Here is a 15,803-nt window from a genome sequence, read left to right on the forward strand (position 1 = left end):
GGAAATCATTTGTATTTTATTTGAGAAATTAAGCACTTTAAAATATTAAACACCTTCTGTTACATGATATTCAAATATAGCTTAGCAATGCGCTGACCAGTCATGCCATTTACCATCTTCATCGATAGTTGCTAATCTCACCCAACCATTTTGTACTTTTTGTTGGAATGCTCTGTCCGCTTCCAGTCGTTCTTTCACAAAGTTTTCGGGCGCTTGGATCACTACAAGTAAACGTATAGGTGAATGGTACATTTTATCATCTGACGACATCACGGATTGCCAAGGTAAACCTGTTAACAAGTCACTCGCATTTCCCTGCATAACACCAATGCCAGCTGTCACAGTTTGTGTTGTTTTACTACCGCTACCATAATAATGTGGCGCAACCGTAGAAGCATAATATTGTAAGTTAATCCATTGTGCTACAACCGCAGGTCCACCAATAATATTTGCTAATACACTACCATCTTGGTCGTTTTCCCAATCATAATTATGCAAAAATGCTCTACCTTGTAAGTCACTGTGCTTTGTTAGTTCACGTTGTCCAATAATAAAGGAAGCATTTTTAGCTAATCCCCACTCTGGTCTTATCTCGCTCCAATCATTTGATAAGCGATGCGCTTCATTGACAGGATTTTTCTTCGTTACATTATTATTTGGTAATTTTGCTAAACGTTGTTCATTAGCATAATAGCTGACATTAGGCATAGCTGCTTCAATAGCATCAAAAGCTTTTTGTGCCTCTTCTGGTAATTCTGGTATATAAATCCATTCTAATGTGTCCAGAGAAGTCTGATGTTCTGCAGCTGCAAATACGGTTGTTTCCGGAATTTCAATACCATCTTGTGCTAGACCTTGTCGCACTTCTTTCAAGTTACATAGTTGTGCTAATACTTTGCCATTAAAACCACTTGACGCCCCACCACATGCGCCACAATCTAATGAGGCAGCATACGGATTATTCGCACTTTGACTACCATGACCACACATAACAACTAAAGGTGAAAAGTCGGTCGTTAAATCCATTAAGCGTAACGCTTGGCGTGTATAATTTATCTTCTCATCTTCTGTAAATCCAACAGGTAACCCATCTTCTCTACGATGATGGTGATTCAGAGTAAGTGCTGTGTCATCTGGTTTTTGTAACCAGCTCGCATAGAACTTGTGAATCACATTGCCTACACGGTTTGGTATGAAACTGCGTGTAAATGTTTGTAGTGTTAACCATGGGCCACTGAGTTCTGGTAACAGTAAACTTGGCAACACATTTTGCTTCATTTTCTTAAAAGTATACGTAACTGATTCAAGTACATGCTTACGTTGTCGAAACATTGTAGGCTCTTTTTCTTGTGTATATTCTTTGATCTTATGCTGTGGTTTATTCATTACAGGTAAAGATGGGTGACTATGTTGATTTCCAAGTTCGTTTTTTGCAATTGGCAAACCAAAGAAACCTGCAATACCTATCGTTTCAAAAGGGCCTGCCAATTCGATTTGTTTACGAAATGGCTCAGAACGCACATCTATACAAAATGCCATTTGTGCGAGCGGCATGTCATTCTCTAACATCTCCTGTTTTTCAGGCGCAATAATCTTTCTTAATTGCTGATTATATGTTGCTTCCCAAGCCTCTAACAATAGTTTGCGACGTAATTGGTCGTTAAACTGAGCGGCAAACAGCACATGATGTTGCTGTTCTTGTGTTGTTAATTTTTCCCATTGATGTGCAGTAAAACCACCCCACTGCATCCATGACAAAATGCAATCCGCTACTGAAATAGATTGATTTGCTAACGTGTCATTTGTAGGCATGTCAGCGAAATACGGCTCCATGATTACCCATTCCATGCCTAAGCGAATCGCAAGGTAATCTAGTAATAATGACTCCATTTTACTATTATTTTCATGCTGCCATAACATCATGCCTGCCCAACCTGGTAATGATAATAAATGATTCTCCAAATAGCTTTGTTTATCTGCCTCAGCAACACCTAATTTTAACAATGCTGATCTTATTAATGACTCAGCATCATCAGGTAAAGTCTTCAATCGAGCACGTTGGTGTTTCGTTAGCGCTGGGTCATATTGGATTAAACGTCTCCATGAATGGAATAATCCTTTTTCACGGTTGGGCATTGTCCATCCTGATTGTGCATCATCGACAAACAACTTACACCACTTAATAACGTGATAATCTATGGTATCAATTAATTTGTTATTATTTTCATCCATTACATATGTAGACAATAACGGCGTCGAGGCTTTCTCATCACTTGATAAATCTAAATCTTTTAACTGTTGCGCAAACGTATCGACTTGCCCTTGCACATGCTGATTAGATTTTAAAGTTTGTAATTTTAAAGCATTACGCCCATATTTCATTGCATTTTCTCTTGGTATTGCTAATGACGCTTTCACCAACCACTGTTGGAATCGTTCCTCTATCATACGGTCGTCTATTTCTCCCTGTTTCTTAGCTTCTAATATACTTGCTGTCGCAGGATAAATATCAACTTCTCGCACTTCTTTGAGCCAATGCGCAACTTCATCAAACGTTTTATCCTCTAACCCAGACCACGGACTTCTTGCCGCAAACACTGAAATGGGTGATAACGGGACAATAACTTTACTTGCAGCATCAATTAATGTTCGAATATCATTATGATTGTTTTGTGAAACATAATCTGACTCTTTGTTTGCTTCCCCCATTTTAGTGTCCTCCTTTTGTTAAATATGTTTTAAGATAGTTTGGATGACGTTCTACAGTTTCAGCTTTTGCATCCCCGATTCGTACAAGCCACATATATAATATTGAAAATGCGACCGATGAACGGTTACGTGCAACCCACGTACTCATTAAACTACCAATTAGGAGCAATAAAGCTACAATTACAACAATAAGCATAGGTGGTTGAACGCTATTGAAAGTCATCGTATGTAAAGCACTAGCGAAGAAGTGATGAACGATAAAGTATACCGAACCAACGACGATGAGTATCAATAATCCCATGATACGTCCGAATTTCCCTTCTCCAAATGCAACAAGTTGTGTCCATGATACAGATAATGACCAAGCTAAGATGAGTCCACTCACTAAACGATAACCTTCCCCAGGAGATGTCAGCCAAAAACCTAAACCAATCGCCAAAGCTAATACACGTCCTGATACGATCCATAAGTATGACATTCTCTCACTAGCACGACTTGGTACATTAAAGTGACGCACTGCTGAACCAGAGCGTAAGAAGAGCGTGGCTTTAAATAAACCATGTAAAATCAAGTGGATAATCGCTGGAACGTATGCGCCCATCGCACACTGGATTAACATAAAGCCCATTTGTCCAATTGTTGACCCTACTAAAAGTCGTTTATAATCTACATGCACTAAACTTATACCTGCACCAATTAGTACAGAAATACTCGCAAACAATAACAACACGAATGTTGCAATGTCACCATTAAATATCGGAGAAAATCTCGCCAATATGATACCACCCGCATTAACGATTCCTGCATGCATAATAGCAGACACGGGTGTTGGTGCTGCGACTGATTCTATCAACCACCTTTGAAATGGAAATTGTGCAGCCGGTACCATAACCGCTAATATAATGAGCATATTAATACCAAAACTTTCCCACGCATTGATTTGAGCTAAATTCGTGTCTGTGAAAATTGAGGTATATTTCCATTCACCTGTTAGTAATGCAATCCACACTACTGCCAACAATAATGCTACCCAGCTTAATAAGAATAATTTGCCAGTTACTATTGCAGCAGCTCTTGTCACTTTCCAAGCACTCGTCAAGCTAATTAATAACGTTAAGCCTACTAACGTTAAGCCCCAACTCACAACCATAATACGTAAATCACCCGTTAACCAAGCTGTTGCAGCAAAACTTGTTGTAATTGTAAATAAGGTGAAGTATCTTCTATAACTTCGATCACCCATGAGATACTGTACACAATATCGCTGAATGATTAAGCCAATGATTAGGACGAAGAAGGCCATTAACCATGCTAGAAAATCAGAATACCAAAATCCTACTTCTATATTTTTCGGTGCGCCTATAAGGCCAATAAATGCTACAAGCGGTGGTAATGCCACTAAGAATATATGTATACGCACATACGCCAATGGTATGCGTAGATATAAAAACATGATGCCACTCAATACAGAAATAATGACAGTTATGAAAAATATAATTAACAGTATTGATACATTAAGCGATGTGAACATATTAGATTCTCCTTTGTGATGACATTAATTTTAGTGTTAGCAGATTGAACTACTTTTATTTATAACTTGCTATGTTAGGTAATTTTTTCATTAAAAAAAGCCGACTATATACAATAAATCACGCATGATTTATTACAATTGTCGGCTTCATTACAACGCACTTTTTAACGAAGTGATTTGTTTTGCTACCTTATATATGAACGCTTATTAATTTTATAATCTAACCTATTACATTTAATTTTAATATGACGGATGATTTTAACTTTTCAACACTATTCGTACACTTTTTCAATTTGCCAATATTATTATTAACAGCTTGCTAAAGCTTTAACATCGTGAAAAAAGCAGTATCCAACGACTATATTTATTTTTATTTAATATTATAAACATATACTTATTATTCGTGATTGTCAAGAAAGCCAAACTTTATTCAAACCCTATGCACGACTATAAAATCACAAAAATATCACAGCTAATTTTCGCAGATGTAAATGTAATATAACAGAAGCATGCTAAAATAAGTAACAAAAGTTGGGAGGCGTAGATTTGGAAAATAAGTTAGGTTATAACTCTTATGGTTTTAGATTTAAAGGAGATTATCAAAATAAAGTTGCCGGATTAAATGCAATAGGCTTTGACCTTCAACAAAGTCAAGAATATAAATGGCATGGTTTAAATCGTGGGGAAAAAGATGTATATATCTTTCAGTATACAACCAATGGTCGCGGCATGATTCAAATAGAAGATAAAACTTTTAGTTTAGAAAAAGGAGAAGCTTTTTTCGTCAATGTTCCAAGTAATCATTGCTATTATCTACCTCATAATTCAAATAAATGGGAGTTTCTATATTTCACAGTTTATGGCGATGAAGCCAGTAGATTATTTAATATGATTGTAAATAAATACGGAAACACATTCAAATTACCTCCACACTCAAAACCAATTAAGCATATTATAGAAACTTTAGAAAAAGTAGATGCTGTCGGAATTAACCATGGTTACGATGCTTCATCTTGTGCTTACACCTTCATTATGAAGTGCTTAGAGTATTTTGAATATGGTTATCAACAATCTGATGATTTTCCTTTGTCTATTGCTAAAGCTATTAATTTCATTGGAAAATATTATCAAGAAGACATAAGCCTAGATGATATTGTTAAAGTTTCTAATTTATCTAAATATCATTTTACACGTCAATTTAAAAAGTCTGTTAAAGAAACTCCTATTAACTATTTAACAAAAACTAGAATAAACAAATTACTGATTTTATTAACCACAGATCATAAAAATATTGAATGTATTGCTCAAGAAGTAGGCTACGCTTCAAGTAATTATTTTAGTAAAGTATTCAAAAAGTTTCTCGGGACAACTCCTAATAACTATAGAAAAAACATAAATATAATGCCTGTAGATAAAATTTTCACGGACTGATAAAGCGCAATATATTACTCTTTTTAAAAATATTTACGCTTGTTTATCATCTAGTTAATAGCTAACCTAAAAGTAAGCTATAGCGATTCAAGCATTTTATTTCTAAAGCATAAACTCAGTTGATTATTATTGATTTTTAACTGATAGGAGGCGTAAATATTGAAAAAAATTACATTTTTAGGGGCAGGAAGTACTGTTTTTGCAAAGAATGTACTAGGCGATTGCATGACTGTGGACGCTTTACAAGATTTTGAATTTGCATTATTTGATATAGATGAAGAACGCCTAAAAGATTCAGAAATGATGTTGAATAACTTGAAAAAAAACATGAATTCTACTGTAACGATTAAAGCATATCAAAATCGCAAAGCAGCATTGAGCAGAGCAAAATATGTCATAAATGCAATACAAGTCGGCGGCTATGATCCAGCTACGATCACTGATTTTGAGGTGCCAAAAAATTATGGATTACGACAAACAATTGCCGATACGCTTGGCATTGGCGGTATTTTCCGTAATTTGAGAACCATTCCTGTAATGCAAGATTTTGCCAACGATATAAAAGAAGTTTGTCCTGATGCTTGGTTTTTAAATTATACGAATCCCATGGCTGTCTTAACAAACATTATGTTGAAAGAAGGCATTAAGACTGTTGGCCTATGCCATAGCGTGCAAGTGTGTGCTAGTGAGTTACTTGAGTCTTTGGAGTTACCAAAAGATAACATACAATGGAAGATTGCTGGAATCAATCATATGGCTTGGCTATTAGAAATAAAACACAATGGCAAAGATCTTTATCCAGAAATTAAAAAGAGAGCTAAAGAAAAACAAAAAACAACTCACGACGACATGATTCGATTTGAATTACTAGATAAATTTGATTATTACGTCACAGAATCGTCTGAGCATAATGCTGAATATCACCCGTACTTTATTAAAAGTCAATATCCGGAATTAATAGATAATTATAATATTCCATTAGATGAATATCCAAGACGTTGCGTTAAACAAATGGACGATTGGAAACAAATGCGTGATGATATCGTTAATGATCAAAACCTTTCACACAAACGCTCTCATGAATACGGTTCTTATATTATTGAAGCTATGGAAACAAATAAACCATTTAAAATTGGTGGCAACGTTTTAAATACAGGTAACTTAATCAATAATTTACCTGATAATGCAGTTGTGGAAGTTCCATGTTTAGTTGATGCAAGTGGTATTTCACCTACTTATATTGGAAATTTACCAGAACAACTTGCTGCCCTCAATAGAACAAATATAAACACACAATTATTAACAATTGAAGCTGCTTTAACTAAAAGTAAAAATAAAATTTATCAAGCTGCTATGTTAGATCCGCATACCGCATCTGAGTTATCTATTAAGGATATTATTTCCCTATGTGATGATTTAATTGAAGCACACGGTAATTGGTTACCAGAATATAATTAAAATAAAAACCAGACTTTCTAATATAAATAGTGAAAGCCTGGTTTTTCTAAAATTGTTAAATTGATTACAAATTTAATTAAATACTATAAATGATTGCACTTAGACACGTATAGCTTAACACTTTACTTTTTACTGACATATTAGCTATGCAATTTTTCAAACAAAATATTTAAAGCGCTATCCTTAACAATATGATTCTATAAAGAGGTGATATAAGTGGATAAACAAATAACTCGTAAAGAGAAATATTCATTTGGCATTGGGGCATTTGGTAAGGATTTGGTTGTTAACTTAATAGGCATATATCTTATGTATTATCTTACTGATATCTTAGGTGTTGCGGCAGGTTTTGTAGGATCACTTTATTTTGTTGCTCGTATTTGGGATGCAATTAACGATCCAGTTATGGGAATGATTGTAGATAAAACGAAAACGAAATGGGGAAAATTCAGACCCTGGTTAGTCATTGGCACATTTATAAATTCTATTGTAACGCTTATTTTATTCACTAATTTTGATTTAACAGGAACAAGTTTATATATATTTATTTCAATTATGTATATTCTTTGGGGCATGACTTATACAATGATGGATGTGCCTTATTGGTCATGGTTACCTAATCTAACCAATAATCCTACCGAACGTGAAGAAGTATCTGTCATTCCTCGAATTTTTGCGAGTTTAGCAAACTTAATTCTTGGAGCTATAGGTTTAAGTACTGTGATATATTTAGATAAAATTTTCGGCAATGGGGATCAATCTACTGGTTTCTTAATTTTAACGGTAATTATCATTCTTTTTTTCATAACTACAACGGGCATTACCGTGCGTAATGTAAAAGAGGCCCCCACAAATATTGATACTGGTATAACACTACGCTTTAAAGATATTTGGAGAATATTATTTACCAATAAAGAATTACTAGCCTATATTGGTATACTCATTACATTTTTCTTATGTACTCAAATCATTGGCAATGTACTTATTTATTATTTTAGTTATGTAGCAGAATCAAAATTCTTATTTGCCCTATATAACGGTATGGGATTTGTAGAAATTATAGCATTAATCCTTTTTCCTAGAATTGCCAAATGGCTTACAAGGGAACGCATATTTCCGGTTGCGACATGTAGCGTGATTATAGGACTCCTTATTTTATTACTCACGAGTTATGTTTCACCAAGTGCTATATTACCAGTAGTTATAGGTACTACTTTTATAAAAATTGGCACTGGATTTATCATGGGAATTATAACTGTTTCTATTGCCGACGTAATAGATTATAGCGAAATGAAATTTGGTCAGAGAAACGAAAGTGTCATTACTTCTACTCAAACATTTTTAATGAAAACAGCTATGGCAGTTGCTGGTCTAATCACTGGTTGGAGTTTAACTTTTTTAGGTTATCAACCTGGTGTAGAACAAAGTGAATTCACAAAAAATGGTTTGCGTTTTATCATGACTATCCTTCCCATTATTTGTATAATCGCGAGTTACCTCATTTATAAATGGAGCTATAGTTTAAAAGGTACATACATTAAAGATGTAGTAAATGTGCTAAATCAAAGAAAAAGTAAAAAAGTTTAATACAAAACAACAAGCGATAGCATTTAATATTATCGCTTGTTGTTTTAATGTTTAAACTCCTAGTCCCCCATTGTTTACACTTTTGCTCACTATAATTACAATTTTTATACCTTTTGTGTTTTTGTTATACTTTTGATTCTGTAGAGAATAATTGCTTGTCTTTTGGTTTATTTTCTAAATAAACAATTTTACCATCATTATCTAATCGTGCAATATCAATGCCTTCTTGAGTATAAACTCCACTTTCAAATCGTTTACCACAAATCACCCACTGAGTTTCAAAAGCACCATCATTATTTTTAACCCAACCATTGTGCATATGCTTCAAATCTTTATTTGTTTTATAAACGCTTTTAACAAATTGTTTCCATTCATCTTTTCCAGTAAAAGACTTTCCATTCAATACAAATACAATGTTTTCACTAAATAAATTATTTAATTTTTCAAAACTTTCATCACTATATCTAGATTCATCAAACAATATAAAATAATTATCTAACATTTTCATTTTTCCACCCTTTTCTATAAATTAAGTATAATCTATATGAAGAAAACCAGCACTATTTTTTATACTTGTTTAACGTTTGAAAATTGTTTTAATATAATTATTTTTAAAATTACAAATTAAGTAAAAACACCTCTACTATTTTCGAAAAAATTGTGAGTATAATTAAAAAAAGACTCCTTTTGAACAAGGAGTCTTTTAATCGTTTCAAAATCATATTTTAGCTTAATAACGGTTGCTATAAGCATATTGAAAATTAGACCTTTATGTATTTTATTAGTAAAGATCTATCGTTGAATCCCATTGTGTATTTCCATCTTTTAATTGGTAGATGTCATTTTGATTATCTCTTGGAAAGAACATCTTAATTAAAGTGATAGTCATTATGATTAAAAATATTTTTCTCATATATTTCATTTTAATTAACACGCTTACTATTATTTGCTACGACTTTTATTAGTTCTTTATATAAAACATCTTTATGGGAAGTAGTATCAAAACTAACATAAAAATCATCATATATTTCTTCTTGCTTTTGTGTTAATTGAAAATCATTTTTTATTTCTTCTTTTATAAAGTTTATTAATTGATAGCTTTCAGTATTTAAATTGCCAAATTTTGATACATCAAAATCTAACTTATTATAGATATGATTCCCACTTAAGAAATATTTGTAGTCTGGGAAGTAAAATTCAATACGCGTTCTACTTTTGATAAAGTCAAACATATACGAAGAGAAATCAGTGATAAATAATTTATATTCGCTAATATCAAATTCATCTGTTGAATCTAATACATTTATGTTTGATTTTTCAGTTTGAAATAATGAGGACTCATTTGCAAAAATTGGATGCATTTTAATATCAAGTTCGTAGTTATTTTGTTGTAATATATTATTAAGTTCATCAGAGTTTATTAATTTATGAATTCCTGTGAAAAAGTTAGACTGCTTAAGTGTATCTTTATCGATTACTTTAATTTGTCTATTTTCTTCTTTAGTTAATGCTTTTCTCCAAGATGGCGCTATAAGAATTTTATTGCATTTTTGCGTTACAGTTATGTCATCTAATCTAGGCATTCCTGTAACTAATAAATCATCTTCATTATAGCCATAATTATGAAGTAAATTGTTTTTTTCATATTCACTTGAGATAACAAATTTGTCAAAACTCGTTACATGTTTACCATATAACCAAGGCGTATGAGCATTTAGTACACCATGTTGCAAATACACAATTTGAAATTTAAATTCTGCAAAGAACAAATCATAGGCTCGGAATGATAATGGTGAAAATTCTGTATGTTCTTTAAATGAAGTGAGTATGAGTTCTGCATAATAAAATAACATTTTATGTTTCAAACTTCCATAAACGACAATATTCTCTTTTGGAAACCCCTCTTTTTTCAAGTCCTCTTCTCTAACAACGTAGTAACGTTCTATACCATCATTTTTATTAACGTCATGCATAAATTGACGATAACCATTATCAAGAACCCCTGTTCGATCATTGTATAGCCATACTCTTTTGCGTTTCAAGTAAGGTTCAAAAAACTTTTTGAGTTGTTGAAATCTCTTTAAACTATTTTGGTTTTTTAATTTCATTTTTAAATTATGATTTTTTAATATACGACGTTCAATTTGTGCAGACTTTTTCTTAATATGGATTTTGAATGGATTATCAGTGTAAGATATAATTTTATCTTTAGTAACAATATCCTTTGAATTTAGTGTAGTTTTAAAAATTACATTTCTAGTAAACCAATGATCCGTTAGCAATCTTTTACCATCGATATTAACAACAAACTCATAATTATTCACTTCATCTACAGGAATAGAAAAACTAAAATCATAAAATTGAGCAACAGACATACGTGTTTTATAATAGTTAGCTGATGAATTATAGAGAGGGATGGTTTTTTCATGGCTGTGTTTATCTTTCAAAACTAAAGAAACTGTATTAACCATATCTAATAAAGGTGCTTTAATATAGCCGCTAAGCTTAAGCTCTTGCCCAATGATTTTAATCTTATTAAAGACAAGTAACGCTTTGTTTAACACCGCAATTTGTTGGTTTTCAGCAACAAAATTTAAAGAGATTAAGTTCTGATTGTATTTGATATTTCCTTTGAATGTTTTAATAAAATATAACTTGTGATAATAGTCCATCAATGGTTTGGCCATTATGGTATCGACTGATATATATTTAAATATTTTTTCCATTCTTTCAAACCATTTTTGGTATGCTTCAGAATCTAAATGATTTGGGAAAAGTGTGGACTGTTTGAATCGCCAATTTAGTTCATATAAAATAATCCCTTGTACATAAACAGGAACTTCATTAGAAATATTTAGAGCTGTTTCAATTAAATTTTCAAATAAAATTAATAAATCATCCTGTATATCAACAGGATTTTTATTTTTATCAACAGCAGAATTATGGCCTATATTGTAAAAATAACCACCATTCTTTATATGTATAACTTTTCGATTTTTCAGTATGTAATTCGTGTTAAATAAAGCATCTTCACCATAAACTAATTGCTCGTTAAATTGCGTATAATCATCGTTTTTAATAACCACATTCATTGTGCATTGATTTAAAAAAGGATATTCACTAATATCATAGACATTTACATCTCCTTTTTTTGTAAAGGCTTTGTTTCTTACATGAGCATTTATTTTATCTCCATTTTTTTGATAAAGTGGATAAACTAAAATGTCTGCCTCTTTCTCATACTTTTCAAAACCCGAAAATACTGATTTCAGAGTGTCCTCCCCTATGAAATCATCTGCGTCTAAAAATAATATATATTTCCCTTTTGCTAAGCTAATACCTCTATTTCTAGTATATGAAACTCCGCTATTTTGATGACTATAGTAAGAGATACAATCATATTTAGAGGCTACTTCCTCCAAATAATTACTACTTCCATCTGTTGAACCATCATCTAATAACATTATTTCAAATTCAACATTGTGTGTGTTTTGATTTAAGACAGAATTAATTGTATCTTCTATAAAATGTTCCGCATTAAATATAGGTATAAGAATAGTTATATCATATTCAAATTTCTTAGATTGATTCACTAATTTTACATCTCCCTTTCACTAACTATATATTTCCTTTAATTTCTATTATAAATATATTAGATTTACACAATGATTTTTTCGTGTTTTTATAGGTAACTAAAAGTTTATTGTAATCAGTGAATTATATATATCTTTTAATAAAAACTCTTTAATAATTATTATAGCATCTTTAAATATTTTTTCATATTTCTTATAAAAACATTCTCAATATTTTTTTTATTGCTTTAAATAATCTATCACGGATACCAACATAGCTTGAATAGCGGCTAAGGAAATAAATAAAAACCGCCACTCGCTAAATAAGTAGCTTAATTGCCACATGATAGTAAACACTATGCCAAAAGTAATTGTAGTAAAATCAATCACTAAAATTTCAAACTCTTATTTCTTTAAAAATACATTGAAGTTAATTGTCCATAGTGTCTCTTAATCTTTAGGTACTTGGTTTATATAAAAAGAATAGGGTACTATAAAATTAATTGTGAATACATAAAAATTTACACCGTCTTTATTAAAGAGAGGAGCATATTATGGGAGAAACATTATTCACCCTTTTTTCTTGCGCTGGCTTTATGACGTTAGTTGCTTGGTATTCTTATTATAAAACAAAAAATAAAGTTAATGATTCTACTGGTTATTTTTTAGCAGGTAGAGGATTAACTGGCGGCTTTATAGCTGGTTCATTAGTCCTTACGAACCTATCTGCTGAGCAGTTAATTGGATTGAACGGGCAAGCTTATAACGCTAATTTAACCAATATGGCATGGGAAGTGACTGCTGGATTTTCAGTTATTATTTTAGCACTTATATTTTTGCCGCGTTATTTGAAAGGAGCCTTTACTACTCTTCCAGAATTTTTAAATGACCGTTTCGATCAAGGAACAAGATTACTTGTCGTGATGTTATTTATGTTTGGGTATGGCCTTGTGACGATACCTTCTGTCCTATACTCCGGTTCTATCGCTGTATTACAATTTTTTGACATACCCTCTATGTTAGGAATCACATTTGAACAATCTATGTGGCTATCAGTGTGGATAATAGGGATTATAGGATCGATATACGCAATTTTTGGTGGGCTACGTGCAGTTGCTATTTCTGATACTATTAACGGCATTGGTTTACTTATCGTTGGCTTAATCGTGCCTATAGCAGGTTTTATAGCATTAGGAGAAGGGAATTTTTTAACAGGGATGAAAATTATGGTTACAGAACACCCTGAAAAATTAAACTCAATTGGTTCTAAATCAGATGGTGTACCTTTTGGTACAATTTTTACCGGTATGATATTTGCTAATTTATTTTATTGGGGAACAAATCAATATGTAATTCAGAGAACCTTAGGCGCTAAAAATCTTGCTGAAGGTCAAAAAGGTGCTTTGTTTACAGGGTTTTTAAAAATTCTAGTACCATTTTTGATGATGATTCCAGGCGTTATTGCTTTTCATTTATATGGTAAAGGGTTAAAAACAATGGATTTAGCATATCCAGCATTAATTAATGATATTTTACCCACCTTTTTAAATGGTTTCTTCTTAGCAGTATTGTTAGGTGCTGTTTTCTCGAGTTTTAATTCTTTATTAAATAGTGCTGCAACTATGTTTACTTATGATATTTATAAAGTGGTTTTTAACAAACAAGCAAATGACCAACAAATGATAAGGGCTAGCCAATGGTTTGGTGTTATATTATCATTAGTCACTTTCTTTATATCGCCCCTTTTAATTTATGCGCCAGACGGTTTGTGGACAGTTATCAGAGAATTTACAGGTTTCTTTAATATACCTATTATTGTAATAGTGCTAATCGGTATATTTTCTAAACGCGTTCCTCCATCAGGCGCTAAGATTGTTATTATTTTTTACGTTTTTATATATTATTTTTTAATGTGGGGCATGCCAATGGTTTTTCACTTCACACTACCTATTAATTTTATTCATATTCAAGGATTACTTTTCTTAATAGAAACTATATTCTTATTAGTTTTAGGAAAGGTAAAACCATTAAAAGAACCCTTTACTTTTAAAGATAAATCTGTTGTCGATTTAACACCTTGGAAATATGCAGTTCCGGTTTCAATCTGTTTAGTTAGCAGTATGATTTTCACTTTTGCTTTATTTTCTGAAATTGGTTTAGCTGTAGAGGGAAGTATTGTATCTATATGGTTCTTACCTATTGTAATAGCGTTAATCATTTTGGCTTGTTTACTATCGTTTATTTCTATCAAGTTTTGGAAAAGAAAATACTCAAATGAATAATTGGTTTCTCTCACTTCATTAGGGTTTAATACTAGAAAGTCTCTTATTGGAATAAAATATTTGAGATTAGTTTTCAAATAAGTTAAAAATGCTGTTAGCAAATGAACAAGAATTATGAGAGATTGATTTGTATACATCTATTTTTTGGAGGGAGCATTTATGAAAGTTATAAATTATAATGTAGGTTTTCGTAATATTCAATATAAAGTAAGGACCGACGATGGTAAGGTTTTTACTCACAAATTATCTAAACGTACTATAGCAATACTAGCTAGAAGAGAACTAAAAAGGATTGCTATAGAGGTTGATAAGTCTCAATAATTTATTAGCTTACCGTGTCACAGGATAAATTTATTAGCAAGCGTAGACTTAAATGTTAACTGAGGTTCAATAAACTTTTCAGTGTTATTTAAGGTTGAAACTTTTAATTAATATTCATTTCAACATATCCCCCCCTTGTTAATTAATAATGCTTATTAGTATAACAAAAGACACATACATAATATGTATGTGTCTTAATTATTTCAAAATCAAATTTCGTCTTAATAATAGTGATTTTAAATATTTATTTTAAATCGCATGGTTTTGTTGTATGATTTCTTCATCAACATCTAATATTAAGCGATAATTTGTAATTTCAGTCATATTATCTGCCTTCAATCGCGTCTCTACATTGTTTAGCAGCTTCAACTGGATCGTCTGCGTTAGCAATACCGCCACCAACTACAACTAAATCTGGTCCTTCTGCTACAACTTCTTTAATTGTATCTGGCTTAATACCACCAATAACAGCTACTTTAGAATTAGTAATAACTGATTTAACTTTACGTAAACTTTCTAAAGGAGATTGACCTTCGGCCTGTAAGTCATAACCCGTATGAACGGCGATATAGTCTGCGCCTAAATCATCTAACTCTTTAGCGCGTTTTTCTAAATCTTGTACTGCAATCATATCTACTAATAATTCTTTGCCACTTTTATGTGCTTCTTCAACTGCTGCTTTAATAGATGCATCTTCTGCAACACCTAGAATTGTTATTACGTCTGCACCAAATTTAACTGCTTGGCTTACTTCGTAGTCAGCAGCGTCCATAATTTTTAAATCTGCAAGTACTTTTACGCCTTCTATATTATCATTTAAATGTTGAACCGCTGGTAAACCTTCATTAATAACGATTGGTGTCCCAATTTCTACGATATCTACATAATCTTTAACTTTATTCGCAAGTTTTG

The 15,803-nt window shown here is 32.0% G+C and carries 11 protein-coding genes; 5 read left to right on the forward strand and 6 right to left on the reverse strand.

The window, feature by feature from the left end; translation table 11 throughout:
* Nucleotides 1-81 precede the first annotated feature (81 nt).
* Nucleotides 82-2,709, reverse strand: a complete 2,628-nt coding sequence (locus ACA31_RS01740) for a DUF2309 domain-containing protein (RefSeq protein WP_057511668.1) — start codon at nt 2,707-2,709, stop codon at nt 82-84.
* Between the two features lies 1 nt (nt 2,710).
* On the reverse strand, nt 2,711-4,240 hold the full coding sequence (locus ACA31_RS01745; protein ID WP_057511669.1) for an NADH dehydrogenase subunit 5: 1,530 nt from the start codon (nt 4,238-4,240) through the stop codon (nt 2,711-2,713).
* 546 nt (nt 4,241-4,786) lie between these two features.
* Here ACA31_RS01745 and ACA31_RS01750 point away from each other — a divergent pair.
* The 3 genes from ACA31_RS01750 to melB all read left to right on the forward strand — a co-directional run bounded on the left by ACA31_RS01750 (nt 4,787) and on the right by melB (nt 8,716).
* Nucleotides 4,787-5,671, forward strand: coding sequence for an AraC family transcriptional regulator (locus ACA31_RS01750; protein ID WP_057511670.1), 885 nt, complete (start codon nt 4,787-4,789; stop codon nt 5,669-5,671).
* Between the two features lie 159 nt (nt 5,672-5,830).
* Nucleotides 5,831-7,129, forward strand: a complete 1,299-nt coding sequence (locus ACA31_RS01755; protein WP_057511671.1) for an alpha-glucosidase/alpha-galactosidase — start codon at nt 5,831-5,833, stop codon at nt 7,127-7,129.
* Nucleotides 7,130-7,345: 216 nt separating this feature from the next.
* Nucleotides 7,346-8,716 carry a melibiose:sodium transporter MelB gene (melB, locus tag ACA31_RS01760; protein WP_057511672.1) on the forward strand — a complete coding sequence of 457 codons (1,371 nt, stop codon included), beginning with the start codon at nt 7,346-7,348 and terminating at the stop codon, nt 8,714-8,716.
* 124 nt (nt 8,717-8,840) lie between these two features.
* Here melB and ACA31_RS01765 read toward each other — a convergent pair whose 3' ends face one another.
* The 3 genes from ACA31_RS01765 to ACA31_RS01770 all read right to left on the reverse strand — a co-directional run bounded on the left by ACA31_RS01765 (nt 8,841) and on the right by ACA31_RS01770 (nt 12,309).
* Nucleotides 8,841-9,218 carry a nuclear transport factor 2 family protein gene (locus tag ACA31_RS01765; protein ID WP_441296189.1) on the reverse strand — a complete coding sequence of 126 codons (378 nt, stop codon included), beginning with the start codon at nt 9,216-9,218 and terminating at the stop codon, nt 8,841-8,843.
* Between the two features lie 279 nt (nt 9,219-9,497).
* Nucleotides 9,498-9,638, reverse strand: a complete 141-nt coding sequence (locus tag ACA31_RS13410; protein ID WP_216634267.1) for a hypothetical protein — start codon at nt 9,636-9,638, stop codon at nt 9,498-9,500.
* A gap of 1 nt (nt 9,639) precedes the next feature.
* Entirely contained in the window at nt 9,640-12,309 is a 2,670-nt protein-coding gene (locus ACA31_RS01770; protein WP_057511674.1) for a bifunctional glycosyltransferase/CDP-glycerol:glycerophosphate glycerophosphotransferase, read from the reverse strand.
* A gap of 533 nt (nt 12,310-12,842) precedes the next feature.
* Between ACA31_RS01770 and ACA31_RS01775 the strand changes: the two genes are divergently transcribed.
* Both ACA31_RS01775 and ACA31_RS13205 read left to right on the forward strand, forming a co-directional pair.
* Entirely contained in the window at nt 12,843-14,570 is a 1,728-nt protein-coding gene (locus ACA31_RS01775; protein ID WP_057511675.1) for a solute:sodium symporter family transporter, read from the forward strand.
* A gap of 159 nt (nt 14,571-14,729) precedes the next feature.
* A complete protein-coding gene (locus tag ACA31_RS13205) occupies nt 14,730-14,891 on the forward strand; it encodes a hypothetical protein (RefSeq protein ID WP_156393392.1) in 162 nt (53 codons plus the stop codon).
* Nucleotides 14,892-15,216: 325 nt separating this feature from the next.
* Here ACA31_RS13205 and hxlA read toward each other — a convergent pair.
* A partial coding sequence (gene hxlA / locus ACA31_RS01780) for a 3-hexulose-6-phosphate synthase (RefSeq protein ID WP_057511676.1) occupies nt 15,217-15,803 on the reverse strand: 587 nt, incomplete at its 5' end.

This window comes from Staphylococcus sp. NAM3COL9 (assembly GCF_001431205.1).
GTDB lineage: Bacteria > Bacillota > Bacilli > Staphylococcales > Staphylococcaceae > Staphylococcus.